Raw genomic sequence first — 21938 nt, forward strand, 5'->3', positions numbered from 1 at the left:
TTATTAATATACCATATTAACTCAGTTGGCGTCAACAACTTTTTAAATTCTTTTTTTGCGTGTCGACCAGTTCGTAACGGCGACTTAAATAATATATCATGTTTCAATTTGCCTCGTCAACACTTTTTAATAAGTTTTTTAAAACCAGTTTTAGAAGGTTTTGGAGACACCGTCAAAGCGACGGAATTCCATCTTACCATTATGATTATCGGCTTGCAATAGTAAAACAAAAAAAAGAAGAGGATTTCTCCTCTTCTTTTTTAAACAGTCTTATTCTTCGTCATTTGAATCGCTAGTATTATCTTCATCAGGGACTTCTTGAGCTTCAACATCGATGATCTCTTCTGCACCAACTTCTTCAGTAACTGCATCCTCATCACTGTCTTCGCCTTCAATACCCTCTTCATTAATTTCTACTTTCGCTACAGTGGCAACGGAGTCACCTTCACCTATACGAATTAATCGTACACCTTGCGTGTTCCGTCCGGTTTGTGAAATATCCTGTACATCGATACGGATAATCACTCCGCTTTCAGTGATAATCATACACTCTTCTTCAAGAGTAACCGTCTTAAGCGCGGTTAGTATGCCTGTACGGTCTGTAAGGTTACACGTCTTAATTCCTTTACCGCCTCTAGTTTGAACGCGGTACTCTTCAATAGGTGTGCGTTTACCGAATCCTTTATCCGTGACAATCAGGACATCCTGATCTTCGTCTAGAATACCAATCCCTACAACCTGATCGTTCTCTTGAAGAGAGATACCCTTAACGCCAGTAGCTGTCCGTCCCATTGAGCGAACATCTTCTTCATGGAATCGAATAGCCATCCCCTGTTTTGTTCCCATAATAAGTTCTTTTGATCCATTAGTAAGACGAACGCCCATTAACTCATCATCTTCTTTGAAGTTGATTGCAATTAAGCCGCCTTTACGAATGTTTGCAAATGCAGATAGTGGTGATCGTTTAACAACACCTTGCTTCGTTGCAAAGAAAACGAACCAGTCATCAACAAATTCTTCTATAGGAATAATAGCAGTAATGTATTCGTCTTTCTCAATCTGAAGAAGGTTAATAATTGGAATTCCTTTTGCGGTACGGCTCAACTCCGGAACTTCATAACCTTTAAGTCTGTATACTTTACCCTTATTCGTAAAGAAGAGAATCGTATTATGAGTGAGTGTGGTAAATAAATGCTCCACAAAATCACCATCATTGGTTCCCATTCCTTGTATACCACGACCACCGCGTTTCTGACTCCTATACGTATCAATAGGAAGACGCTTAATATAACCTTTGTGGGTTAGCGTAATGACAATGTTCTGTTTTGGAATAAGATCTTCATCTTCAATCATGTCGAATCCGACAGTAATTTCAGTACGACGCTTATCAGCGAATCTTTCTTTCACTTCAGTCAACTCTTCGCGAATGATTTCAAGAACTTTCTCATCATCTGCAAGAATAGCTTTTAATTCAGCAATTCGCTTCATTAATTCCTGGTACTCGGATTCGATCTTATCTCGCTCAAGTCCTGTAAGACGCTGAAGACGCATATCAAGAATGGCCTGAGACTGATCGTAGCTAAGAGAGAACTTACTCATGAGTCCTTCTCTAGCAATATCTGTTGTTTCAGAAGCTCTAATTAATTTAATTACTTCATCTAAATGATCAAGTGCAATTCGTAAACCTTCTAATATATGTGCTCTTGCTTCTGCTTTATTAAGCTCAAATTGCGTCCTTCTTCTAATAACGACTTTCTGATGCTCAAGATAATGTTCAAGACACTCTTTAAGCGTTAGTACTTTTGGTTGTCCATCAACTAGAGCAAGAGTGTTAATTCCAAAGCTCGTTTGAAGAGCAGTCTGCTTATATAAGTTATTTAATAGTACATTAGCATTTGCATCTCTACGAACTTCGATGACGACACGCATACCATTACGGTCAGATTCATCGCGAAGATCAGTGATTCCTTCAATCTTTTTATCACGAACAAGCTCTGCGATTTTTTCGACGAGACGTGCTTTGTTAACTTGATAAGGAAGCTCAGATACAATAATTGTTTTCTTACCGTTGCTGTATTCTTCAATATCCGCCTTAGCACGTTGGATGATCGATCCTCGTCCAGTGGTATACGCTTTACGAATTCCTTCACGACCTAGGATTTCAGCTGCAGTTGGGAAATCAGGACCTGGTATGAACTCCATCAATTCTGGAATCGTAATTTCAGGATTCACACTTAATTCAAGAAGACCTTCAATAACTTCTCCTAGATTGTGAGGAGGAATATTAGTTGCCATCCCTACCGCAATTCCTGATGCACCATTTACGAGAAGGTTCGGGAACCTTGCCGGAAGTACGATTGGTTCTCTTTCAGAACCATCATAGTTATCTTGATAATCAATGGTGTCTTTATTAATGTCTCGCACCATTTCCATTGCGATCTTTGACATTCTTGCTTCTGTGTAACGCATGGCAGCTGCTGAGTCACCATCAATCGAACCAAAGTTACCGTGTCCATCTATCAACATATTACGATAGCTGAAGTCCTGAGCCATGCGCACCATTGTGTCGTACACTGCAGAGTCACCGTGCGGGTGATACTTACCGATAACTTCGCCGACAATACGTGCAGACTTCTTGTAAGCTTTATCAGAAGTCATTCCTAGGTCGTTCATGGCATACAAAATACGACGATGAACAGGTTTAAGTCCATCTCGTACATCAGGAAGGGCACGACTCACAATAACGCTCATCGCATAGTCCATGAAGGAGGTGCGCATTTCCTGACTAATATTTATTTCTTTAACTCTCGATCTTTCCATATCAGACATACGGAAAACCTCCAATTATACTCTTGTTCATCTACTAACAATAAATCGTAGGGGGGTATGAATGGCCAGATTTTAAAGGGAACATTTAATCTACTACCACTGACTTTTCATCCATTAACAGCAGAAAAGGGGGATTGCCCCCCTTATCTCTTATTCTTAAACGTCCAGGTTCTTTACGTAGTGGGCATTATCCTGAATAAAGTTCCGTCTTGGCTCTACTCGGTCTCCCATTAACATATCAAAAACTTCGTCTGCTTCAATGGCGTCTTGCAGTTCGACCTGCAGCACTGTACGAGACTCAGGATCCATTGTGGTTTCCCAAAGCTGAGTCGGATTCATCTCACCTAGACCTTTGTATCGCTGAATACCTGGTTTAGGGCTTTTGGGAATATCTTCAAGTATAATATCAAGCTCACGATCATTATAAGCATTCGTCACTTTTTTACCTTGTGAGATCTTATAAAGTGGTGGCTGTGCAATATAAACGTAGCCATTCTCAATCAATGGGCGCATATAACGATAGAAGAATGTTAGAAGTAACGTTCTAATGTGTGCACCATCAACGTCGGCATCAGTCATAATAATTAGCTTATGGTAACGCGCTTTTGATAAATCAAAATCTTCACCGATTCCTGTTCCTAAAGCAGTGATAATCGCGCGAATTTCATTGTTTGAAAGAATTTTATCAAGGCGAGCTTTTTCGACATTCAGGATTTTACCTTTCAATGGCAGAATGGCCTGGAAATGACGATCTCGTCCTTGTTTTGCAGAACCACCGGCTGAGTCACCCTCAACGATATAAAGTTCTGAAATCGATGCATCTTTAGATGAGCAGTCTGCTAACTTACCAGGAAGGGCACTTACTTCAAGAGCACCTTTTCTTCTCGTCAGTTCTCTTGCTTTCTTTGCAGCAGCTCTAGCTCGAGAAGCCATAAGACCTTTTTCGACAATTTGTTTAGCAACAAGTGGATTCTCGAAAAGGAACATAGAGAACTTTTCACCAAAGATTGATTCTGTGATTGTACGTGCCTCTGCATTTCCAAGCTTTGTCTTTGTCTGACCCTCAAACTGTGGATCTGGATGCTTAATTGAAATGATAGCCGTTAGCCCTTCTCGGACATCATCACCGGTCAAGTTAGGGTCACTTTCACGGAAAAGACTATTCTTTCTAGCATAATCGTTTATAACGCGTGTAAGAGCTGTTTTGAAACCATATTCATGACTTCCGCCCTCATGGGTATTAATGTTATTCGCAAATGAATAGATATTACTAGCGAATCCATCGTTGTACTGAACGGCAATTTCCACAGAAATACCTTCTCGTTCGCCTTCTACAAAAATCGGTTCTTCATGTAGCGCTTCACGAGTTCTATTTAGGTGCTCAACGTATGATTTAATACCACCTTCATAATGGTATTCATTACGCTTCTTCTCTTCTGGACGCTTATCCTGTGCAACAATCTTGATGCCTCTGTTTAAGAAAGCAAGTTCTCTTAAACGGTGTGCAAGGATATCGAATTCATATTCAATGGTCTCTGTGAAGATCTCAGTATCAGGAATGAAGTGTATTGTTGTTCCAGTAATATCACTTTCTCCAACAACTTTAAGGTCTTCATCAGGTACACCACGTGTATAGCTCTGGTAATAAACGTTCCCTTCACGTTCAACTGTAATTTCTAACTTAGAAGAAAGGGCGTTAACAACAGAGGCCCCAACGCCGTGCAGACCACCGGATACTTTATAACCGCCTCCGCCGAACTTCCCGCCTGCGTGCAGTACGGTCATAATAACTTCTACTGCAGGACGACCCATTTTCTCTTGAATACCTACTGGGATCCCACGTCCGTTATCTTCAACGGTAATGCTGTTGTCCTTCTCAATACTTACGGTAATTTCCGAACAGTAACCTGCTAATGCTTCATCAATACTGTTATCGACTATTTCCCAGACTAGATGATGCAGTCCACGGCTACTCGTAGAACCGATGTACATTCCCGGACGCTTCCGAACAGCCTCCAGACCTTCAAGGACCTGAATCTGACTTTCATCATAGCTTTCTCTTTCTTTATTAGACTGTTGTTCTAATGTCATAATGTTCACCTACATTTCTCTATCAAAGATAGACTCAATCCAGTTTGCTGAATATCAGCCATCCTGGTTTTTAAGATGATTCTCCATTTATTGTTGTTTCAACACTTTCTGAAACTGTATAAGCTCGTCTTTTCAGCGTAAGTGAAGATAAAGGAGACAAATAAACCGTGTCAGTAGTTATAACGATCGATTTAGTTAAATCACCGCCGATGTCTTCAACCAGCTTGTCTTTCTGGTGGCGATACAAAAATTCACTAGTAATTTCTGCTTCCTCCATAACCTGCCAATCAAAAATGCCGACGACATCTCTCGATTGAACGACAACGTCCTCTCCTAAGTGTATAAACACCACTTCACCTCATTTCACCTTTTCGATTAGACCAGCCTGCACTTGAAAAGTCGTTGCTTTCTCAAGTGTTTCATGATTAATCCCTTCAACGCTTGTCGTAGTAACGAAGGTTTGGACTTTCCCTTGAATTGTATTTAAAAGATGCGACTGTCTGAAGTCATCTAATTCTGACAGTACGTCATCGAGTAGAAGCAATGGGTATTCGCCTACTTCACTATGAATCAATTCAATCTCAGCTAGCTTAAGCGATAAAGCAGTTGTACGCTGTTGTCCTTGCGATCCATACGTTTGAACATCCTTGCCGTTTACAAAAAACGACAAATCATCGCGATGAGGACCCGCAAGCGTCACGCCACGCTCAACTTCTCTCTCTTTAATTTTATCAAACTTTTGCTTATATCCATCTACTATTTTCGACAAATCTGTTGGTTCTGATACCTCAACCGTAGGATTATAATGGATCTCAAGTTTTTCGAGACCTCTACTGATTCCATAATGAATCGGTTCAGCCCATTTTTGAAGGAGTTGAACGAATCGAACTCTACGTATATAGATATTCGCTGCTGCTTCAATCAATTGTTCGGTCAAAATGTCTAACATCACATAATCTGGTTTTTTTTGATAACGAAGAGTTTTCAACAAACTGTTTCTTTGCTGTAGAAGCTTCAAATATCGACCAAGATAATACAGGTATACTGGTTGAACCTGGCCAATTTCAATATCAATAAACCGACGACGCACACCTGGATTACCTTTAACAAGGTTGAGATCTTCAGGTGCGAACATGACAACATTCAGTGCACCGATGTAATTACTGAGCTTCTGCTGTTCCAATTGATTTAACTTGGCTTTTTTACCTTTATGGGAAATAACCAGTTGGAGGGAAAGGGGACCGTTTCGCTTTTCTATTCTACCTTCTATTTTAGCATATTCCTCGTCCCAATTGATTAATTCTTTATCTCTTGGTGTACGATGCGATCTGGCCATAGCCAGTACATAGATGGCTTCCATGATGTTTGTTTTGCCTTGGGCATTCTCCCCAAGAAAAACGTTAACGTTATTTTCAAACTGAAGTTCCTGCTTACCGTAATTTCGATAGTTGGTAACTTTTAATGTGTTTAGATGCAACGGGAAACCCCCATTCAGCTAGATACAACAAACTCCCCGACTCCAGGAATCATAATTTCATCCTGATCAAATAACTTTCTGCCACGTCGGTCTTCCAATTCTCCGTTTACATAGACCTCATACTCTGACAGAAACCACTTTGCCATACCGCCTGTATTGATTACTCCCGCTTCTTGAAGAAGCTGCCCAAGAGTAATGTATTCTTTTATTAATTTAATTTCATTCATACTCGTTCACCTCATTCTCCTTCTATCAACTTTTCTTAATCGAATCTGAAGGATGACAATAGTTTATTATACCTCTTTTTTTCGTAAAACGCATGAGTATTGGCACGAAAAGTTTCAAAAGCTTTACGAAAAAGAGAAAGCCGCTGGAAGTATACTCCTCAGCAGCTTAATTTTATTTGATTTTCATGCTAGCAAATATTAATAAGTGCGGACCGGTAAAATCAACTGCATAATAGCCGCACCCTCGATCGGCTTAATTAAGAACGGGCGCATAGCTCCTGTGAAACTGATCGTCACTTCGTTTGAATCCATTGATCTTAATGCGTCCATCATGTACTTCGCACTGAAAGAGATTTTGAGTTCTTCACCATCAAATGAATGGGATTGAACTTGTTCAATAACTTTTCCGATCTCAGGCGAGTTTGAAGAAATCTCCAAAGTAGAATCTTCAATGCTTGCGAGTTTCACGACGTTGTTTCTACCTTCACGAGCAAGAACTGATGCACGATCAATCGCTTGTAAAAGCTCTTTAGCCGAAACTGTAACGTTTGTTTTATTATCATTTGGAATCAGACGGCTGGTATCAGGATAGTTTCCATCAAGAAGTCTTGAAAAGAATAAGATGTGATTGGATTTAAATAGAATTTGGTTCTCCGTCACCGTAATATCCACAAGTTCTTCATTGTCGTCAATGATCTTAGATAGTTCACTCAAGCTTTTACCAGGAATCACAACATTCGAGAATGAAAGCTCGTTGCTATTTGGTTCAACCTTCACAGTTCGAAGTGCAAGTCTGTGACTATCTGTTGCAGTACAGTTCAACTCACCATCTTCTAACTTCCAGTTTACACCTGTTAACACCGGTCGAGTTTCTGAAGTAGAAACAGCGAAAACGGTTTGTCTAATAATGTTTTTGAGAAGGTCTGCTTGAATTTGGAAACCTTCTTGTGCTTCTACTTCTGGTAGACGTGGATATTCTTCAGGATCTAATCCGTTTAGGTTGAACTCTGAAGAACCAGAACGAATTCTAGTTGTTAAACTATCAAATACTTCTACTTCAACCTGATCACCAGGTAGTTTTTTTACAATATCTGAAAAGAAACGTGCTTGAAGAACGATACTTCCCATCTTAGAAATTTCAACGATTTGTTTATCATTTTCCTCTGAGGGAATGAAACATTCGATTGAAATGTCAGAATCACTGCCTGTAAGAGTCACCCCTTCATCACTCGCAACAATTTTAATCCCCGTTAGAATAGGAATTGTTGTTCTTGAAGATACAGCTTTCATTACATCCGATACGTTTGAAACAAGATGGTCTCTTTCAATCGTGAAACGCATAATTAACCTCCTAAATAAATGACCCTAATAATGTATTTATTACTTAAAAAAAGTCGTAGTCTTACTAGTAGGGGCTGTGAATGTGTGGATAAGTGTTCACAAACCCATGGCACTGTTGCTATCTACCTGTGGATACTATGTTAGTAACTAGTGATAATTGTACACACTCTATTAACTAATATCCACAAAAAGAAGATTAACCATTTTTTAGTTGTTCCACAATATCGTGTACTTTTTTCTGAAGTTCAGTATCAGAATCAACTAATCTTGAGATTTTCTCGTGAGCATGAATTACAGTTGTATGATCTCGTCCGCCAAACTCCTCCCCAATCTTAGGAAGTGAGAAATCTGTAAGCTCTCTTGAGAGGTACATCGCAATCTGACGAGGAAAAGCAACAGATTTCGTTCTTTTCTTTGCCGCAAAATCCTCAAGCTTTACAGAATAATGATCTCCGATAACGGTTTGAATATCATGAATCGTAATAACTCTCGGTTTGGAAGAAGGAATAATGTTCTTCAATGCTTCTGCTGCAAGATCTGCGTTCATATCTTGATTGATTAAGGAAGAATAGGCAACAACTCTTATAAGTGCACCTTCAAGCTCTCTTATATTTGTATCAATCTGATTAGCAATGTACAGCATAACTTCATTTGGAATATCTAATCCCTCTGCTTTTGCCTTCTTTCGAAGAATTGCGATTCTTGTCTCAAGATCAGGAGGTGTAATATCCGTAATTAATCCCCACTCAAAACGTGAGCGCAAACGATCTTCCAACGTTGGAATTTCTTTAGGTGGTCGATCACTGGAGATTACAATCTGTTTGCTTTCTTCATGCAGGGCATTAAATGTATGGAAGAATTCCTCTTGTGTTTGTTCTTTTCCGGCTAGAAATTGAATATCATCGATCAATAGCACGTCTACATTCCGATATTTGTTGCGGAAATTAACGGTTTTATTGTCGCGAATCGAGTTAATGAACTCATTCGTGAATTTTTCAGATGATAAATAAACTACTTTTGCATTTGGATTATGCTCAATTACATAGTGGCCAATAGCATGCATTAAGTGAGTTTTTCCAAGTCCTACTCCCCCATAAATAAAGAGTGGATTATAGGCCTTGGCAGGCGCTTCGGCTACTGCAAGAGAAGCGGCATGCGCAAAGCGATTTCCAGATCCGATAACGAACGTGTCAAACGTATATTTAGAGTTAAGAACACTTTGCGGGTGTTCTTCCTGGGCTGGGTTAGCCTTAGGCTTCTTCTTCATAGACTGTTCGATATCAAGGTCAGTATCCGACTGATTCTGGGGAATAATAAACTTTGCTCTTAATTCACTACCTGTAAGCTCCAGGAGTGTTTCAGTGATTAAACTTGAATATCTGGACTCGAGCCAGTCCCGCGCGAACTCGTTGGGTGCAGTAATGATAATGGTGTCGCCTTCCATTCTGTTTGCTGAAGTTGATTTCAACCACGTTTCAAAACTGGGTTTACTTAGTTTTTTTTCGATTTCTGATAAGGCTTGCTGCCAGAGATCCGTGATGTTATCCAACGAAGTCCCTCCTTTTGTTCCCAAAATAAAAACAGGCTGTAACCGCTGACGATATTCGCCTAATACGCCAACGTACAACCTTTGTATAGCCGTTTGAATATTCATTAATAATTATACTATCCACAGAATCGAAGTGAATCATATAATATAGAAGAAAGTCGAATTATCGACTGAGTTCACAGGGTTGTGGACTTAGGCATAAACACCCCTGAATAACTGTCCACATGTTTATCCACAGTCTGTGGACTTTTAATAACATGACTAATCTTATTCACGAGTTAAAACACAAATATCATAACAAATGAATCGCGTTATTGCAATGATTTCGGGGAAGTTATCCACAGAGCACATATCTTGTGGATTTAAACTGTCCACAGTACTAGATTTTGTGTAGAACCTGTCGATAACTGATGTGCATAACTGAAAAATGTCGAAAAAAGTTATCCACACTCAATTTTTGGAACTGTGGTTATTCAATGGTTGTTCAGATTCTAGCCAAGTTGATAGATCGGGGAGAGAAACTACGCCTGTTAGAGTTAGTAGAGAAATTCAAGAAGAAACTTGACAATTAGTACCCTTTTTTATTACAATGACTTGGACTGTCTTTATACAGTTTATCCTCAGGGAGGTGTAATAGAATGAAAAGAACGTTTCAACCAAACACGCGTAAACGTAAAAAAGTTCACGGTTTTCGTGCACGTATGAGCTCAGCTAACGGACGTAAAGTTCTAGCTCGTCGTCGCCGTAAAGGTAGAAAAGTATTGTCTGCATAGACCACTGATCATCAGTGGTCTTTTTTTAAGATAAGGTTTATAATATGCTTATCCAAGTAACACTGGGAGTGTGCGGATTGAATAGCAACTACCGGATTAAAAAGAATTCTGAGTTTCAAAACGTATTTAAAAACGGAAGCTCAACTGCAAACAGACAATTTGTTGTGTATGTTTTAAAGCGAAATGATCAACCTCAGTTCAGACTTGGTCTTTCAGTAAGTAAGCGAATTGGAAATGCTGTAACGAGAAATCGTGTAAAGCGACTTGTACGCGAATCATTTCATCAGCTATCTGATCAAATCAAGTTTCCTTATGATTTTGTCGTTATTGCTCGAAAGCCTACATCTGATATGAGTTTTGAAGAGGTAAAAGGCAGTTTAATACATGTGCTCAATCGGGCTCGTGTCTTAAGGGGTAGTAAACACGTTGGAAAAGGAAGGGATGTTAAATGAAGAAGCTGTCTATGATGCTAATTCGCGTCTACCAGAAATTCATTTCTCCTTTAACCCCTCCATCGTGTCGTTTTTACCCATCTTGCTCTCATTACAGCTTCGAATCATATCAAAAACATGGGTTTTTGAAAGGCTCATGGTTGACGGTTAGAAGAATTTCAAAATGCCATCCATTTCATCCTGGGGGATTTGATCCTGTGCCAGATCGTAAGAAATAGTGGCATTGCTTTACCTACATATATAGTTGTTGAGATATGATTGCAAGGAGGATGAAGCGTGAGGAAAAAAGTAACCCTCGCATTTCTATTAATTGGTCTCATTGCAGTGCTTTCAGGCTGTAATGTTAACGAACCAATTGATGCAGAAAGCACTGGATTCTGGAGTGTGTATATTGTATATCCACTTTCCGCGACTTTAACATATTTCGCGGATTTAACTGGTGATGGGAATTACGGTCTGTCTATTATGATTGTTACAATCTTAATTCGACTTCTATTACTTCCATTAATGATTAAACAGACGAAAAGTTCGAAAGCAATGCAAGAACTGCAGCCACAAATGCAGAAACTTAAAGAAAAATACAGCAGTAAAGACCAGAAGACGCAGCAGCAACTTCAGCAAGAAACGATGCAGCTCTTTCAACAAAATGGAGTTAATCCACTTGCAGGTTGTTTACCAATTCTGGTTCAAATGCCGATTCTATTAGGATTTTATCATGCTATTATGCGTACTCAAGCAATTGAAACACATAATTTCCTCTGGTTTAGCCTTGGATCTCCAGATATTATTCTGGCATTGACTGCAGGTATAACAACGTTTATTCAACAAAAAATTATGATGGGTAGCGGTGGAGCTGTTCAGCCACAAATGAAGATGCTTCTATACGTTATGCCGATTATGATTATTGTTTTTGCTATCAACTTCCCTGCAGCACTTGCGCTTTACTGGGTAGTCGGTAACATCTTTATGATTATACAAACTTACTTTATTACGAAACCTGCCACAAAAACCGCTGAAACGGATACGGGGGGAGCGAAAAAGTGAGAAGCGTTACGGTAACGGGGAAAACGATTGAGGAAGCAATGAAAGATGCGCTGAATCAAATCGGAACTGTGCAAGAGAATGTTGATATTGAAGTGCTAGAGCAACCTAAAAAAGGATTTTTAGGTTTTGGAGGAAAGCCAGCCCGCATCAAAGTGACTAAGAAACTAGACATCATGGAGCAAACGAGTACTTTTTTACAAGAAGTCATTAGCAACATGGGAGTTGAAGCCAGTATAGAGGGTAGAAGAGAAGATCGAGACCTTTACTTTACTCTTTCTGGTGAAAAAATAGCCATTTTAATAGGGAAACGTGGCCAAACTCTTAATTCACTGCAATATTTAACGAATCTTGCCGCAAATCGATTTTCTGACCGATTTGTTCGTGTCGTTCTCGATGCAGAGAATTATCGTGAAAGACGAGAAGAGACGTTGAAGAAACTCGCTGATCGTCTTGCGGACAAAGCGATGGTTACGAAAAGGGACATACAGCTAGAACCGATGCCGTCGCTTGAACGAAAAGTTATCCATCTTTATCTGAAAGACAAAAAGGGGATTTCAACTCACTCTGATGGAAATGATCCACATCGCCGTGTGGTAATCGTTCCACGTAATAAATAATGTTAAACCTTCGGGCATGTGCCCGGAGGTTTTTTTGAGGAAAAAGAAGATGGATTCTACTTATTTTAGGCTCTTTTATAAAAGATTCTTTTCTAAAAGGTTGTGTCTTTTGAAACAATTATTCAATATAAAACGACACTTCGCAAATTGGAGCGGAAGGATGGTCGACTCCTGCGGGACTAGCGGGACAGGTGAGACCTCGCAGGAGCGTAAGCGACGAGGAGGCTCACCGCCCGCCCCGCGGAAAGCGAGCATTCTGGAGCGGAAATTAACTCACTCTTATAGCAACAATGTCTACGAAAAGAGTTTCGTTTTTTAGTCGGAAAAGGTTCATTCCCCGCTGGGCATACTTATTTCTTTTTTGATGAAAATGGGTTACACTAAAAGGTATTGTGGATTAGTCTGTCATGTTAATGATTAGAGTTATCCACTGTGGATAATTGGTTAAACTAATACTAGCACTCTTTATTATATAAGAAAGTTGTTAATAGATAGCACACTATTTTTTAAATAAGAGAGGTGAATACAAGTGGAATATGAAACAATTGCCGCGATATCGACTCCAATGGGAGAAGGTGCGATTGCGATTGTCCGTCTTAGCGGTTCAGAAGCGGTGGAGATTGCCGATCGATTGTATAAAGGAAAGCAAGCACTGAACTCAGTGGATTCTCACACCATTCATTATGGGCATCTTATTGATCCGGATACAGATGAGGTAGCAGAAGAGGTCATGGTTTCTCTCATGAGAGGACCACGAACATTTACAAGAGAAGACATTGTGGAAATTAACTGTCACGGTGGACTTGTATCAGTTAATAGGGTTCTGGAGCTTGTTCTTAGGAGTGGAGCTCGCCTAGCTGAGCCGGGTGAGTTTACAAAAAGAGCATTTCTAAACGGAAGAATTGATTTATCACAGGCTGAGGCAGTGATTGATCTTATTCGCGCTAAAACGGATCGAGCAATGAATGTCGCATTGAATCAAATGGAAGGTAGACTTTCGACGCTTATTGCGAAACTCAGACAACAGTTGCTAGAGACGGTAGCGCATGTAGAGGTTAATATTGATTACCCTGAATATGATGCAGAAGAAATGACACAGAATTTATTAACAAGTCAACTAAAAGAAGTAGAAGAAGAAATAAGGAGTATCCTTATTACAGCAAGGCAGGGTAAGATTCTTCGTGAAGGACTTTCGACTGTTATTGTAGGAAGACCAAACGTAGGGAAGTCTTCTCTACTGAATAGTCTTGTTCACGAAAATAAAGCGATTGTGACAGATGTACCTGGCACGACACGCGATGTTATCGAGGAATATGTTAATGTAAGGGGCGTGCCGCTCAGACTCGTTGACACAGCAGGTATTCGTGAAACAGAGGATCTTGTTGAACGAATTGGGGTTGAGCGCTCGCGTGAACGCCTAAAACAAGCGGATCTTATCTTACTTGTTCTTAATTATAACGATGAATTAACCGATGAAGATAAAAAGCTATTCGAAGCTGTTGCAGGTATGGATGTTATTGTCATTGTTAATAAAACGGATCTTGATGAGAAACTAGATTTATCAAAAGTGAAAGAGTTAGCAGAAGAACACCCAATGATTACGACTTCTTTAAAGAATGAAGAAGGAGTAGATGAGCTTGAAAAGTCTATTTCTGAACTTTTCTTTGCTGGTTCAGTGGAATCACAGGATTTAACGTATGTATCGAATTCTAGACATATTGCATTGCTTGAACAGTCAAGGAAGACACTAGAAGATGCATTAGTCGCTGTAGAAGCGGGCATGCCAGTTGATATGGTGCAAATCGATATAACGCGCACGTGGGAGCTTCTAGGCGAAATCATTGGAGATACTGTTTCAGATAGCTTAATTGACCAGTTATTCTCGCAGTTCTGTCTTGGGAAATAAGTAGATTAAAGGAGGAATACGGCAATGGGTTACAAAGCCGATTCTTATGATGTTATTGTTGTCGGAGCAGGTCATGCAGGTGTAGAAGCGGGGCTCGCTTCAGCGAGAATGGGTGCTAAAACACTCATGCTTACACTGAACCTGGACTCTGTCGCATTTATGCCGTGTAATCCAAGTGTAGGAGGACCTGCAAAAGGAATTGTGGTGCGGGAAATTGATGCACTTGGTGGAGAAATGGGAAGAAATATAGACAAAACGCATATTCAAATGCGTATGTTGAATACAGGTAAAGGACCTGCTGTACGCGCACTGCGTGCACAGGCTGATAAAGTGCAGTATCAAAGTGAAATGAAAAGAACCATCGAAGAGCAAGACAACCTTACGCTACTGCAGGGAATGGTTGAGAAACTGATTGTGGAAGATGGTGTCTGCAAAGGGGTTGTTACGAAAACTGGTGCAGAGTTCGAAGCGAAATCAGTTGTTCTAACAACAGGAACGTTTATGCGCGGACGCGTTATTCTTGGGGACCTTTCGTATGAAAGTGGGCCGAATAACATGCAGCCTTCTGTTAATCTGTCTCATCACTTGGAGGAGCTAGGCTTTGAAATGGTTCGTTTTAAGACTGGTACACCTCCGCGAGTAAATAATAAATCGATTGATTATAGCAAAACTGAAATTCAGCCAGGTGATGAAAAGCCTCGTGCCTTCTCATATGAAACAACAGAATTCATTACAGATCAGCTTCCTTGCTGGTTAACGTATACGGGTGAAGAAACGCATAAGCTCATAAATGATAACCTTCATCGATCTCCAATGTATTCAGGGATGATTGAAGGAACTGGCCCACGTTACTGTCCTTCTATTGAAGATAAAATTGTTCGATTTAATGACAAGCCGCGTCATCAAATCTTCCTTGAACCAGAAGGCCGTAATACGAAGGAAGTCTATGTGCAGGGGCTTTCAACAAGTCTTCCTGAAGATTTGCAGCAAAAAATTCTAAAAACAGTACCTGGTCTTGAGAATGTTGAAATGATGCGTGCAGGCTATGCAATTGAATATGACGTTGTAGTGCCTACTCAATTGTGGCCGTCTCTTGAAACCAAAACAGTTAAAAACCTCTTTACTGCAGGCCAGTTAAACGGAACATCAGGATATGAAGAAGCTGCAGGTCAGGGAATTATGTCTGGAATTAACGCTGCAAGGAATGCACAGGAGCGTGAAGCGGTCATTCTCGATCGCTCTCAAGGATACATTGGTGTTATGATTGATGACCTTGTAACGAAAGGGACGAATGAGCCGTACCGTCTGTTAACGTCTCGTGCAGAGTATCGTTTGCTCCTTCGTCATGATAATGCAGACTTACGATTAACTGAGCTAGGCTATGAAATCGGCATGATTCCGAAAGAACGCTATGATCGTTTCCTTGCTAAGAAAGAAATGATTGAGCAAGAAATGAAGCGTCTTGAGAAAATTGTCATTAAACCGAGCGAACAGGTTAATGCTGTTCTTCCAGAAAATAGTACTGAATTGAAAGAAGCGATGCACGCGGCTAATCTCTTAAAGAGACCAGAAGTCACGTATCAGGAAATTCATCAACTAGCACCAGCTGATTATGAAATTCCTGAAGATGTTGCAGAACAAGTTGAAATTCAAATTAAATACAGTGGCTATATTAACAAGAGTCTTCAACAAGTAGAGCGTATGAAGAGAATGGATGAGAAGAGAATTCCTGATGGCATTGATTACTTTGCGATTGGTGGACTTGCAACTGAAGCGAAGCAGAAGCTGGATGAAGTTCGTCCACTTTCGATCGGTCAGGCATCTCGCGTCTCAGGTGTAAACCCTGCAGACGTTTCAATTCTACTTGTCTATATTGAACAAGGTAAGATCGCAAAAATTGCAAAATAATGTTTAAAGCGGAGGGGCTATGAACGAACAACAGTTTCAGGAGTTGCTGATGGAGAAAGGGATTACTCTTTCTCCCGAGCAGCTTCAACAATTTCAAACATACTACGAAGTGTTAGTTGAATGGAACGAGAAAATGAATCTGACGGCTATTACTGAAAAAGAAGAAGTGTATGAAAAGCATTTCTTCGATTCCATTATGGCGGCGTTCTCTTTTGATTTCTCTTCTAATTATCATATTTGCGATGTAGGAGCTGGAGCCGGCTTTCCAAGTCTCCCAATCAAAATTTGCTTTCCACACTTGAAGATCACCATTGTCGATTCACTTAACAAGCGAATAGGCTTTTTGGAACATCTTTCTTCAGAACTTAAACTAGAAAATGTGTTCTTTTATCACGATCGTGCTGAATTATTTGGTAAAAACAAATCTCATCGTGAAACGTATGATGTTGTCACTGCGAGAGCGGTAGCACGCATGTCAGTTCTTGGTGAGTTATGTCTACCTTTAGTTAAACAGAATGGTTATTTTGTTGCTCTAAAAGGCCCTAACGTCGAAGAAGAACTCGATACAGGCAAGCAGGCAATCAAGATGCTTGGGGGAGAAGTAGAGAAACTTGACACCCTCACTCTGCCAGGTGAAAAGAGTGAGCGAAACATAGTAACGATTCAAAAAATCAAAACAACTCCAAAGAAATATCCAAGAAAGCCAGGCACACCAAATAAAAATCCTTTATAATAGAAATGGACTGCATTTGAACGGATAATTGTTTCACATGGAACGCTCGCTATGACAGAAGGATTTTGTTTTAGAGCAGCGAATCAGTTAAGGAATCGATTAAAGGTGGTGTTAGGCGATGAAGCATACGTTTTCACGTCTTTTCGGTTTGAACGATGAGAAGAACGAGACGATGGAAGCAGAACAAGAAGAAGTGAAACAACTTCTTGTTGAGGAAATTACTCCGAACCGTTTCCAGCCTCGAACAGTTTTTATAGATGAGAGAATTGCTGAACTATCTCAAACGATTAAAACTCACGGTATAATACAGCCCATTGTGGTGAGAGAGCGCGATGGTAAGTACGAAATTATTGCCGGGGAAAGACGCTGGAGAGCTGTAAAGAAGCTTGGATGGGAAAGAATCCCTGCAATTGTTAAGGAATTTAACGATTCGCAAACTGCATCCATAGCCCTTATAGAAAACCTTCAGAGGGAAGAACTAACTGCAGTCGAGGAAGCTATGGCATATGCACAGCTTATTGAACTTCACGATTTAACCCAAGAAAGCCTTGCACAACGTCTTGGTAAGGGGCAATCTACAATTGCAAATAAGCTCAGACTGTTGAAGCTTCCGGAACCTGTACAACAAGCTCTTCTTCAGAAGCAAATTACTGAGCGGCATGCTAGAGCCTTAATACCGCTCAAAAACCCTGAGAATCAAGTGAAATTACTTGCAGAAGTGCTTGAAAGACAATGGAATGTTAAGCAGACTGAAGAACGTGTTGTTCGTATGCTTGAAGGCACTGCGTCAAAACCGAAGCCTAGAAAGAAATCAGTTAGTAAGGATATGCGTCTAGCGGTGAATACAATACGACAGTCTCTTGATATGGTAACTGAAACGGGATTGTTAATTGATACAAATGAAGAAGATCACGACGAATATTATCAATTTACTATTCGCATTCCTAAAAAGAAATGAACTCATCCAAACTGGGTGAGTTTTTTTATGATTTATTTCTTGAGAAATAGCTTGAAATAGAGTGATACAGAATATGGAAAAAATAATAAAAGAACATCTAATTATTTTTAAACATGATAAAATGAGAGAAAGAATGGCTGTTTAAGAGAGTAGGTGACATCTTGGCGAATATCATTGCTATAGCGAATCAAAAAGGCGGCGTTGGGAAGACAACAACGTCTGTAAATGTTAGCGCATGTCTCGCATATCTTGGAAAAAAAGTATTACTCGTTGATATTGATCCACAGGGAAATGCCACGAGCGGTGTAGGTATTGAAAAAGGGGACATTGAACATTGTGTCTATAATATTCTAGTCGATGATCGAGATGCAGAAGAGATTATACAAGAGACAATTGTAGAGAATCTTCATGTGATACCGTCTACGATCCAACTTGCTGGAGCAGAGATTGAACTCGTTCCAACCATTTCCCGGGAAGTTAGGTTAAAAAGGGCTCTTATGAAAGTTGATAAAAACTATGATTATATCATTATCGATTGTCCGCCTTCCCTAGGATTGTTAACAATCAATTCCCTCACTGCTGCTAATGCAGTACTTATACCTGTTCAGTGTGAGTACTATGCTCTTGAAGGATTGAGTCAGTTGCTAAATACGGTTCGTCTAGTTCAAAAGCATTTGAATGTTGACTTGGAAATTGAAGGGGTACTTCTTACAATGCTGGATGCTAGAACAAACCTCGGCATTCAGGTAATTGAGGAAGTGAAGAAGTATTTTCAGGAGAAAGTATATCGTGCGATCATTCCACGAAATGTGCGATTAGGCGAGGCGCCAAGCCATGGAAAGCCAATTATCGTATATGATCCAAAATCTCGAGGAGCCGAAGTATATTTAGATCTTGCAAAGGAAGTGTTAGGCAATGGCTAATCGTGGATTAGGGAAAGGGATTAATGCATTTTTCCCTTCTCAGAAAGAGGACGAGAGAGTCAAAGAAATCCCGATAAAAGAATTGCGTCCAAACCCCTATCAGCCACGAAAGGTTTTTAACGCAGATGCGATAGAAGAATTAAGTGCTTCAATTAAAACATTCGGTGTGCTTCAACCTTTAATTGTACGACAAAGTATTAAAGGGTTTGAAATTGTTGTAGGTGAACGACGCTATAGAGCTTCTTTAGAAGCTGGATTAAAAACAGTTCCAGCTGTTGTAAAAGAATTAACCGATAGAAAGATGATGGAGATTGCGCTTATTGAAAATCTTCAGCGTGAGAATCTAAATCCGATTGAAGAGGCAATTGCCTATCAGAAACTCATGAAGGAAACAGATGTTACCCAAGAAGAACTATCCAGCCGTCTTGGTAAAAGCCGCTCACATCTTGCGAACTTTCTTCGTCTGCTACAGCTTCCAAATGAGGTACAAGAGTACATATCAGAAGGTAAGCTGACAATGGGTCATGGTCGTGCCATCCTTGGTTTAAAGAAGAAAGAAGCTAGAAAAGCTCTAGCAGATCGAGTTTTGAATGAGAAGATGAACGTTAGACAGTTGGAACAATTAATTACCCAACTTAATCAAAGTGTTTCACGTGAAACAAAAAGAGGGGATAAACCAGATCCATTTTTGAAAGCGAAAGAAAACAGCCTTCGCGAACGGTTTGGTACCTCCGTTTCAATTAAGAAATCGAAGAAAAAAGGCAAGATCGAGATTGAATTCTTTTCAGAAGAAGATTTAAATCGTATTCTTGAAGTGTTAGAAAAAGAAGATAACTAACAAAAGCATAAACTGAACTCAGTTTATGCTTTTTTATAAGTTTAGAAAGAGTAAATTGAAACAACTAAATTGGGGTGTTAATGTGATTTATCTTGATCAAGCTGCATCATCTTTTCCGAAGCCAGTTGAAGTGATTCATGCTATGACTGAAGTTATGACAGAATATGCTGCAAATCCAGGTCGAGGTGGCCATGCGTTGTCTATGCGAGCAGGTAGCATCATTGATCGTACAAGACAAGCAATGGCAACTTTCTTTGGTTTTGATCATCCAGATCGTGTTTGTTTCACATCGAATGCAACTGCTGCCTTAAATCAGGCAATTAAAGGTCTCCCATTTGAAAAGGATGATCATGTATTAACAACTTCTTATGAACATAACTCGGTCCGACGTCCGCTTGAATATCTTAAGAAAACAAAAGGAATACATGTCGATTACGTAAATACAGGTGAAACGGAAGTCTTTGACCTAGAAGCTTTCGCGAAAAAGATTACACCTCACACAAAGCTGATCGTTGTTTCGCATGGGTCGAATTTAACTGGAAAAATTATGCCTATTGAATTAATTGGTGAATTGGCACGAGAACAAGATATTCCTTTTCTAGTAGACGCAGCTCAAACAGCTGGTATTCTTCCTATTCACATGACGAATATGAACATTGATCTTCTTGCATTCCCTGGCCATAAAGGGTTACTTGGTCCGCAGGGAACGGGCGTACTAGTTGTAGGGAAGGGTATTGACTTAACGCCAATTCATCATGGAGGTACTGGAAGTAGCTCTGAGCTAATCGATCAGCCAGACTCTCTTCCTGAGCGTCTTGAAAGTGGGACATTAAATACGCCAGGCATTGCTGGATTGTTAGCTGGTTTAACAGTTGTAAAAGCAATGGGGATCGATTCTATAAGAGCACATGAAAAAAGGTTAACAGAACTTTTAATTCGCGGTTTAGAGAATATTCAATTTGTAACTACTTATGGACCAATAACGGATAGGTTAGGCGTTGTTCCTTTCTCGATAGAAGGAATTGATAGCCATGAAATCGCCATTATTCTTGATCAACATTATAAAATAGCGGTCCGAGCAGGTCTTCATTGTACTCCGCTAGGACATGAAACAATCGGGACAAGTAGTCAGGGTACTGTAAGGGTGAGCGTCGGACCTTATAATACTGAAGAAGAGATTCGCAAGGTAATCAAAGCGATTGAGGAAATTGTGGATGGGTACTTTGGGTAAGGAGATGTAGGATGGTTTTGTTAGGGACAATCGTAAATGGAGCTGCAATCGTAGTAGGCACATTAGTTGGAACAGTGAGTAGTAGAATTCCAGAGCGTATGAAAACAACAATTATGCAGGGATTAGCGCTTGTTGTGGCCGTTATCGGACTACAGATGGCAATGAAAAGTGAGCAGTTCCTTATCGTTATAGGTAGTCTAGTACTTGGCGGCATGCTTGGTGAGTACTGGAATCTTGAAGGTAAGCTTAATCAATTGGGTAAATGGATTGAAATGAAAACAGGCGCTGCATCTGAGGGGAGCGTTGCACAAGGCTTCGTAACCGCTACTCTCGTCTATGTTGTAGGTGCGATGGCGATACTAGGTGCGCTTGATAGTGGGCTACGTAATGATCATTCTATTCTTTTTACTAAATCCCTCATTGATGGATTTACAGCAATTATGTTTACAGCAACACTTGGATATGGTGTATTGTTCTCAGCTATCCCTGTGATGATTTATCAAGGGATTATTGCTTTGTTTGCATCACAGATTAATCAGTTCGTCCCACAAAGCCTTCTTGATGCTTTTATTGCGGAAGTAACTTCAGCAGGTGGCATTATGATTCTTGCTATTGGGCTCAACCTGTTAGGGATTATTAAGATTAGAGTAGCCAATTTTCTGCCGGCCCTCTTAATTGCAGCGTTTCTTGTTACGTGTGTTTATCTCGTACAAACTAACTTTTTATAAGGCTCTTTTCGTAGAAATTGTTACTATAGCGGGTTAATTTCCGCTCCAATCAGCTAAGTGTGATTTTTTCAATAATTGTTGCTTTTGAAAGATTTTCGTATAGAAAAAGCCACACTTCGCTAATTGGAGCGGAAGGATGCTCGACTCCTGCGGGACTAGCGGGACAGGTGAGACCCCACAGGAGCGTAAGCGACGAGGAGGCTCACCGCCCGCCCCGCGGAAAGCGAGCATCCTGAAGCGGAAATTAACCCACGCTTATAGCAACGATGTATACGAAAAGAGCCTTTCATAAATTGGTAAGAGCTCTGATATA

General features: G+C 40.1%; 21 protein-coding genes. 14 read left to right on the top strand and 7 right to left on the bottom strand.

The window, feature by feature from the left end; genetic code table 11:
• Nucleotides 1–222, top strand: a 222-nt coding sequence (locus AB986_RS22720) for a hypothetical protein (RefSeq protein ID WP_236690368.1), incomplete at its 5' end; no start/stop codon positions are given.
• A 48-nt stretch (nucleotides 223–270) separates the two neighbouring features.
• On the opposite strand, the gene gyrA is transcribed toward AB986_RS22720, so the two are convergent.
• The 7 genes from gyrA to dnaA all read right to left on the bottom strand — a co-directional run bounded on the left by gyrA (nucleotide 271) and on the right by dnaA (nucleotide 9514).
• Nucleotides 271–2829 carry a DNA gyrase subunit A gene (gene gyrA, locus AB986_RS10450; protein WP_048311099.1) on the bottom strand — a complete coding sequence of 853 codons (2559 nt, stop codon included), beginning with the start codon at nucleotides 2827–2829 and terminating at the stop codon, nucleotides 271–273.
• Between the two features lie 156 nt (nucleotides 2830–2985).
• Complete coding sequence (gene gyrB, locus AB986_RS10455) at nucleotides 2986–4920, bottom strand: DNA topoisomerase (ATP-hydrolyzing) subunit B (protein WP_048311100.1); 1935 nt, start codon at nucleotides 4918–4920, stop codon at nucleotides 2986–2988.
• Nucleotides 4921–4990: 70 nt separating this feature from the next.
• Nucleotides 4991–5269, bottom strand: a complete 279-nt coding sequence (gene remB, locus AB986_RS10460; RefSeq protein ID WP_048311102.1) for an extracellular matrix regulator RemB — start codon at nucleotides 5267–5269, stop codon at nucleotides 4991–4993.
• Between the two features lie 9 nt (nucleotides 5270–5278).
• Entirely contained in the window at nucleotides 5279–6397 is a 1119-nt protein-coding gene (gene recF / locus AB986_RS10465) for a DNA replication/repair protein RecF (RefSeq protein WP_048311103.1), read from the bottom strand.
• A 14-nt stretch (nucleotides 6398–6411) separates the two neighbouring features.
• Nucleotides 6412–6624, bottom strand: coding sequence for a S4 domain-containing protein YaaA (yaaA, locus tag AB986_RS10470; RefSeq protein WP_048311104.1), 213 nt, complete (start codon nucleotides 6622–6624; stop codon nucleotides 6412–6414).
• 198 nt (nucleotides 6625–6822) lie between these two features.
• Nucleotides 6823–7965 carry a DNA polymerase III subunit beta gene (gene dnaN, locus AB986_RS10475; protein WP_048311106.1) on the bottom strand — a complete coding sequence of 381 codons (1143 nt, stop codon included), beginning with the start codon at nucleotides 7963–7965 and terminating at the stop codon, nucleotides 6823–6825.
• A gap of 196 nt (nucleotides 7966–8161) precedes the next feature.
• Nucleotides 8162–9514 carry a chromosomal replication initiator protein DnaA gene (gene dnaA / locus AB986_RS10480; protein ID WP_048311108.1) on the bottom strand — a complete coding sequence of 451 codons (1353 nt, stop codon included), beginning with the start codon at nucleotides 9512–9514 and terminating at the stop codon, nucleotides 8162–8164.
• 638 nt (nucleotides 9515–10152) lie between these two features.
• On the opposite strand from dnaA, the gene rpmH reads away from it, so the two are divergent.
• The 13 genes from rpmH (at nucleotide 10153) to AB986_RS10540 (ending at nucleotide 21625) form a co-directional block, all read left to right on the top strand.
• Nucleotides 10153–10287, top strand: coding sequence for a 50S ribosomal protein L34 (gene rpmH / locus AB986_RS10485; RefSeq protein WP_048311109.1), 135 nt, complete (start codon nucleotides 10153–10155; stop codon nucleotides 10285–10287).
• A gap of 77 nt (nucleotides 10288–10364) precedes the next feature.
• Entirely contained in the window at nucleotides 10365–10739 is a 375-nt protein-coding gene (gene rnpA / locus AB986_RS10490; RefSeq protein WP_152670979.1) for a ribonuclease P protein component, read from the top strand.
• A complete protein-coding gene (gene yidD, locus AB986_RS21690) occupies nucleotides 10736–10957 on the top strand; it encodes a membrane protein insertion efficiency factor YidD (protein WP_084006513.1) in 222 nt (73 codons plus the stop codon). The genes rnpA and yidD overlap by 4 nt, the downstream gene beginning before the upstream one ends.
• A gap of 58 nt (nucleotides 10958–11015) precedes the next feature.
• A complete protein-coding gene (gene spoIIIJ, locus AB986_RS10495) occupies nucleotides 11016–11783 on the top strand; it encodes a YidC family membrane integrase SpoIIIJ (protein ID WP_048311112.1) in 768 nt (255 codons plus the stop codon).
• Nucleotides 11780–12400, top strand: coding sequence for an RNA-binding cell elongation regulator Jag/EloR (gene jag, locus AB986_RS10500; RefSeq protein ID WP_048311113.1), 621 nt, complete (start codon nucleotides 11780–11782; stop codon nucleotides 12398–12400). The genes spoIIIJ and jag overlap by 4 nt, the downstream gene beginning before the upstream one ends.
• 529 nt (nucleotides 12401–12929) lie before the next feature.
• Entirely contained in the window at nucleotides 12930–14306 is a 1377-nt protein-coding gene (gene mnmE / locus AB986_RS10505; RefSeq protein ID WP_048311115.1) for a tRNA uridine-5-carboxymethylaminomethyl(34) synthesis GTPase MnmE, read from the top strand.
• 24 nt (nucleotides 14307–14330) lie between these two features.
• Nucleotides 14331–16214 (top strand): tRNA uridine-5-carboxymethylaminomethyl(34) synthesis enzyme MnmG, encoded by a 1884-nt coding sequence (gene mnmG / locus AB986_RS10510; protein ID WP_048311116.1) that lies wholly within the window; start codon nucleotides 14331–14333, stop codon nucleotides 16212–16214.
• A gap of 19 nt (nucleotides 16215–16233) precedes the next feature.
• Nucleotides 16234–16947, top strand: a complete 714-nt coding sequence (gene rsmG / locus AB986_RS10515) for a 16S rRNA (guanine(527)-N(7))-methyltransferase RsmG (protein ID WP_048311117.1) — start codon at nucleotides 16234–16236, stop codon at nucleotides 16945–16947.
• Nucleotides 16948–17065: 118 nt separating this feature from the next.
• Nucleotides 17066–17905 carry a nucleoid occlusion protein gene (gene noc, locus AB986_RS10520; protein WP_048311118.1) on the top strand — a complete coding sequence of 280 codons (840 nt, stop codon included), beginning with the start codon at nucleotides 17066–17068 and terminating at the stop codon, nucleotides 17903–17905.
• A gap of 161 nt (nucleotides 17906–18066) precedes the next feature.
• A complete protein-coding gene (locus AB986_RS10525) occupies nucleotides 18067–18828 on the top strand; it encodes a ParA family protein (protein WP_048311120.1) in 762 nt (253 codons plus the stop codon).
• Nucleotides 18821–19666 (top strand): ParB/RepB/Spo0J family partition protein, encoded by an 846-nt coding sequence (locus AB986_RS10530; protein WP_048311122.1) that lies wholly within the window; start codon nucleotides 18821–18823, stop codon nucleotides 19664–19666. The genes AB986_RS10525 and AB986_RS10530 overlap by 8 nt, the downstream gene beginning before the upstream one ends.
• A 55-nt stretch (nucleotides 19667–19721) precedes the next feature.
• Nucleotides 19722–20897 carry an aminotransferase class V-fold PLP-dependent enzyme gene (locus AB986_RS10535; RefSeq protein ID WP_236690369.1) on the top strand — a complete coding sequence of 392 codons (1176 nt, stop codon included), beginning with the start codon at nucleotides 19722–19724 and terminating at the stop codon, nucleotides 20895–20897.
• 11 nt (nucleotides 20898–20908) lie between these two features.
• Entirely contained in the window at nucleotides 20909–21625 is a 717-nt protein-coding gene (locus AB986_RS10540; RefSeq protein WP_048311124.1) for a DUF554 domain-containing protein, read from the top strand.
• Nucleotides 21626–21938: the final 313 nt, after the last annotated feature.

This window comes from Guptibacillus hwajinpoensis (assembly GCF_001039475.1).
Lineage (GTDB): Bacteria > Bacillota > Bacilli > Bacillales > Guptibacillaceae > Guptibacillus > Guptibacillus hwajinpoensis.

Excerpts from the sequence above, each read along its gene's own strand:
- mnmG (WP_048311116.1), top strand. The coding sequence starts at position 14,331 with ATGGGTTACAAAGCCGATTCTTATGATGTTATTGTTGTCGGAGCAGGT.
- dnaN (WP_048311106.1), bottom strand. The coding sequence starts at position 7,965 with ATGCGTTTCACGATTGAAAGAGACCATCTTGTTTCAAACGTATCGGAT.
- yidD (WP_084006513.1), top strand. The coding sequence starts at position 10,736 with ATGAAGAAGCTGTCTATGATGCTAATTCGCGTCTACCAGAAATTCATT.
- AB986_RS10530 (WP_048311122.1), top strand. The coding sequence starts at position 18,821 with ATGGCTAATCGTGGATTAGGGAAAGGGATTAATGCATTTTTCCCTTCT.
- AB986_RS10540 (WP_048311124.1), top strand. The coding sequence starts at position 20,909 with ATGGTTTTGTTAGGGACAATCGTAAATGGAGCTGCAATCGTAGTAGGC.
- rsmG (WP_048311117.1), top strand. The coding sequence starts at position 16,234 with ATGAACGAACAACAGTTTCAGGAGTTGCTGATGGAGAAAGGGATTACT.
- noc (WP_048311118.1), top strand. The coding sequence starts at position 17,066 with ATGAAGCATACGTTTTCACGTCTTTTCGGTTTGAACGATGAGAAGAAC.
- gyrA (WP_048311099.1), bottom strand. The coding sequence starts at position 2,829 with ATGTCTGATATGGAAAGATCGAGAGTTAAAGAAATAAATATTAGTCAG.
- rpmH (WP_048311109.1), top strand. The coding sequence starts at position 10,153 with ATGAAAAGAACGTTTCAACCAAACACGCGTAAACGTAAAAAAGTTCAC.
- yaaA (WP_048311104.1), bottom strand. The coding sequence starts at position 6,624 with ATGAATGAAATTAAATTAATAAAAGAATACATTACTCTTGGGCAGCTT.
- gyrB (WP_048311100.1), bottom strand. The coding sequence starts at position 4,920 with ATGACATTAGAACAACAGTCTAATAAAGAAAGAGAAAGCTATGATGAA.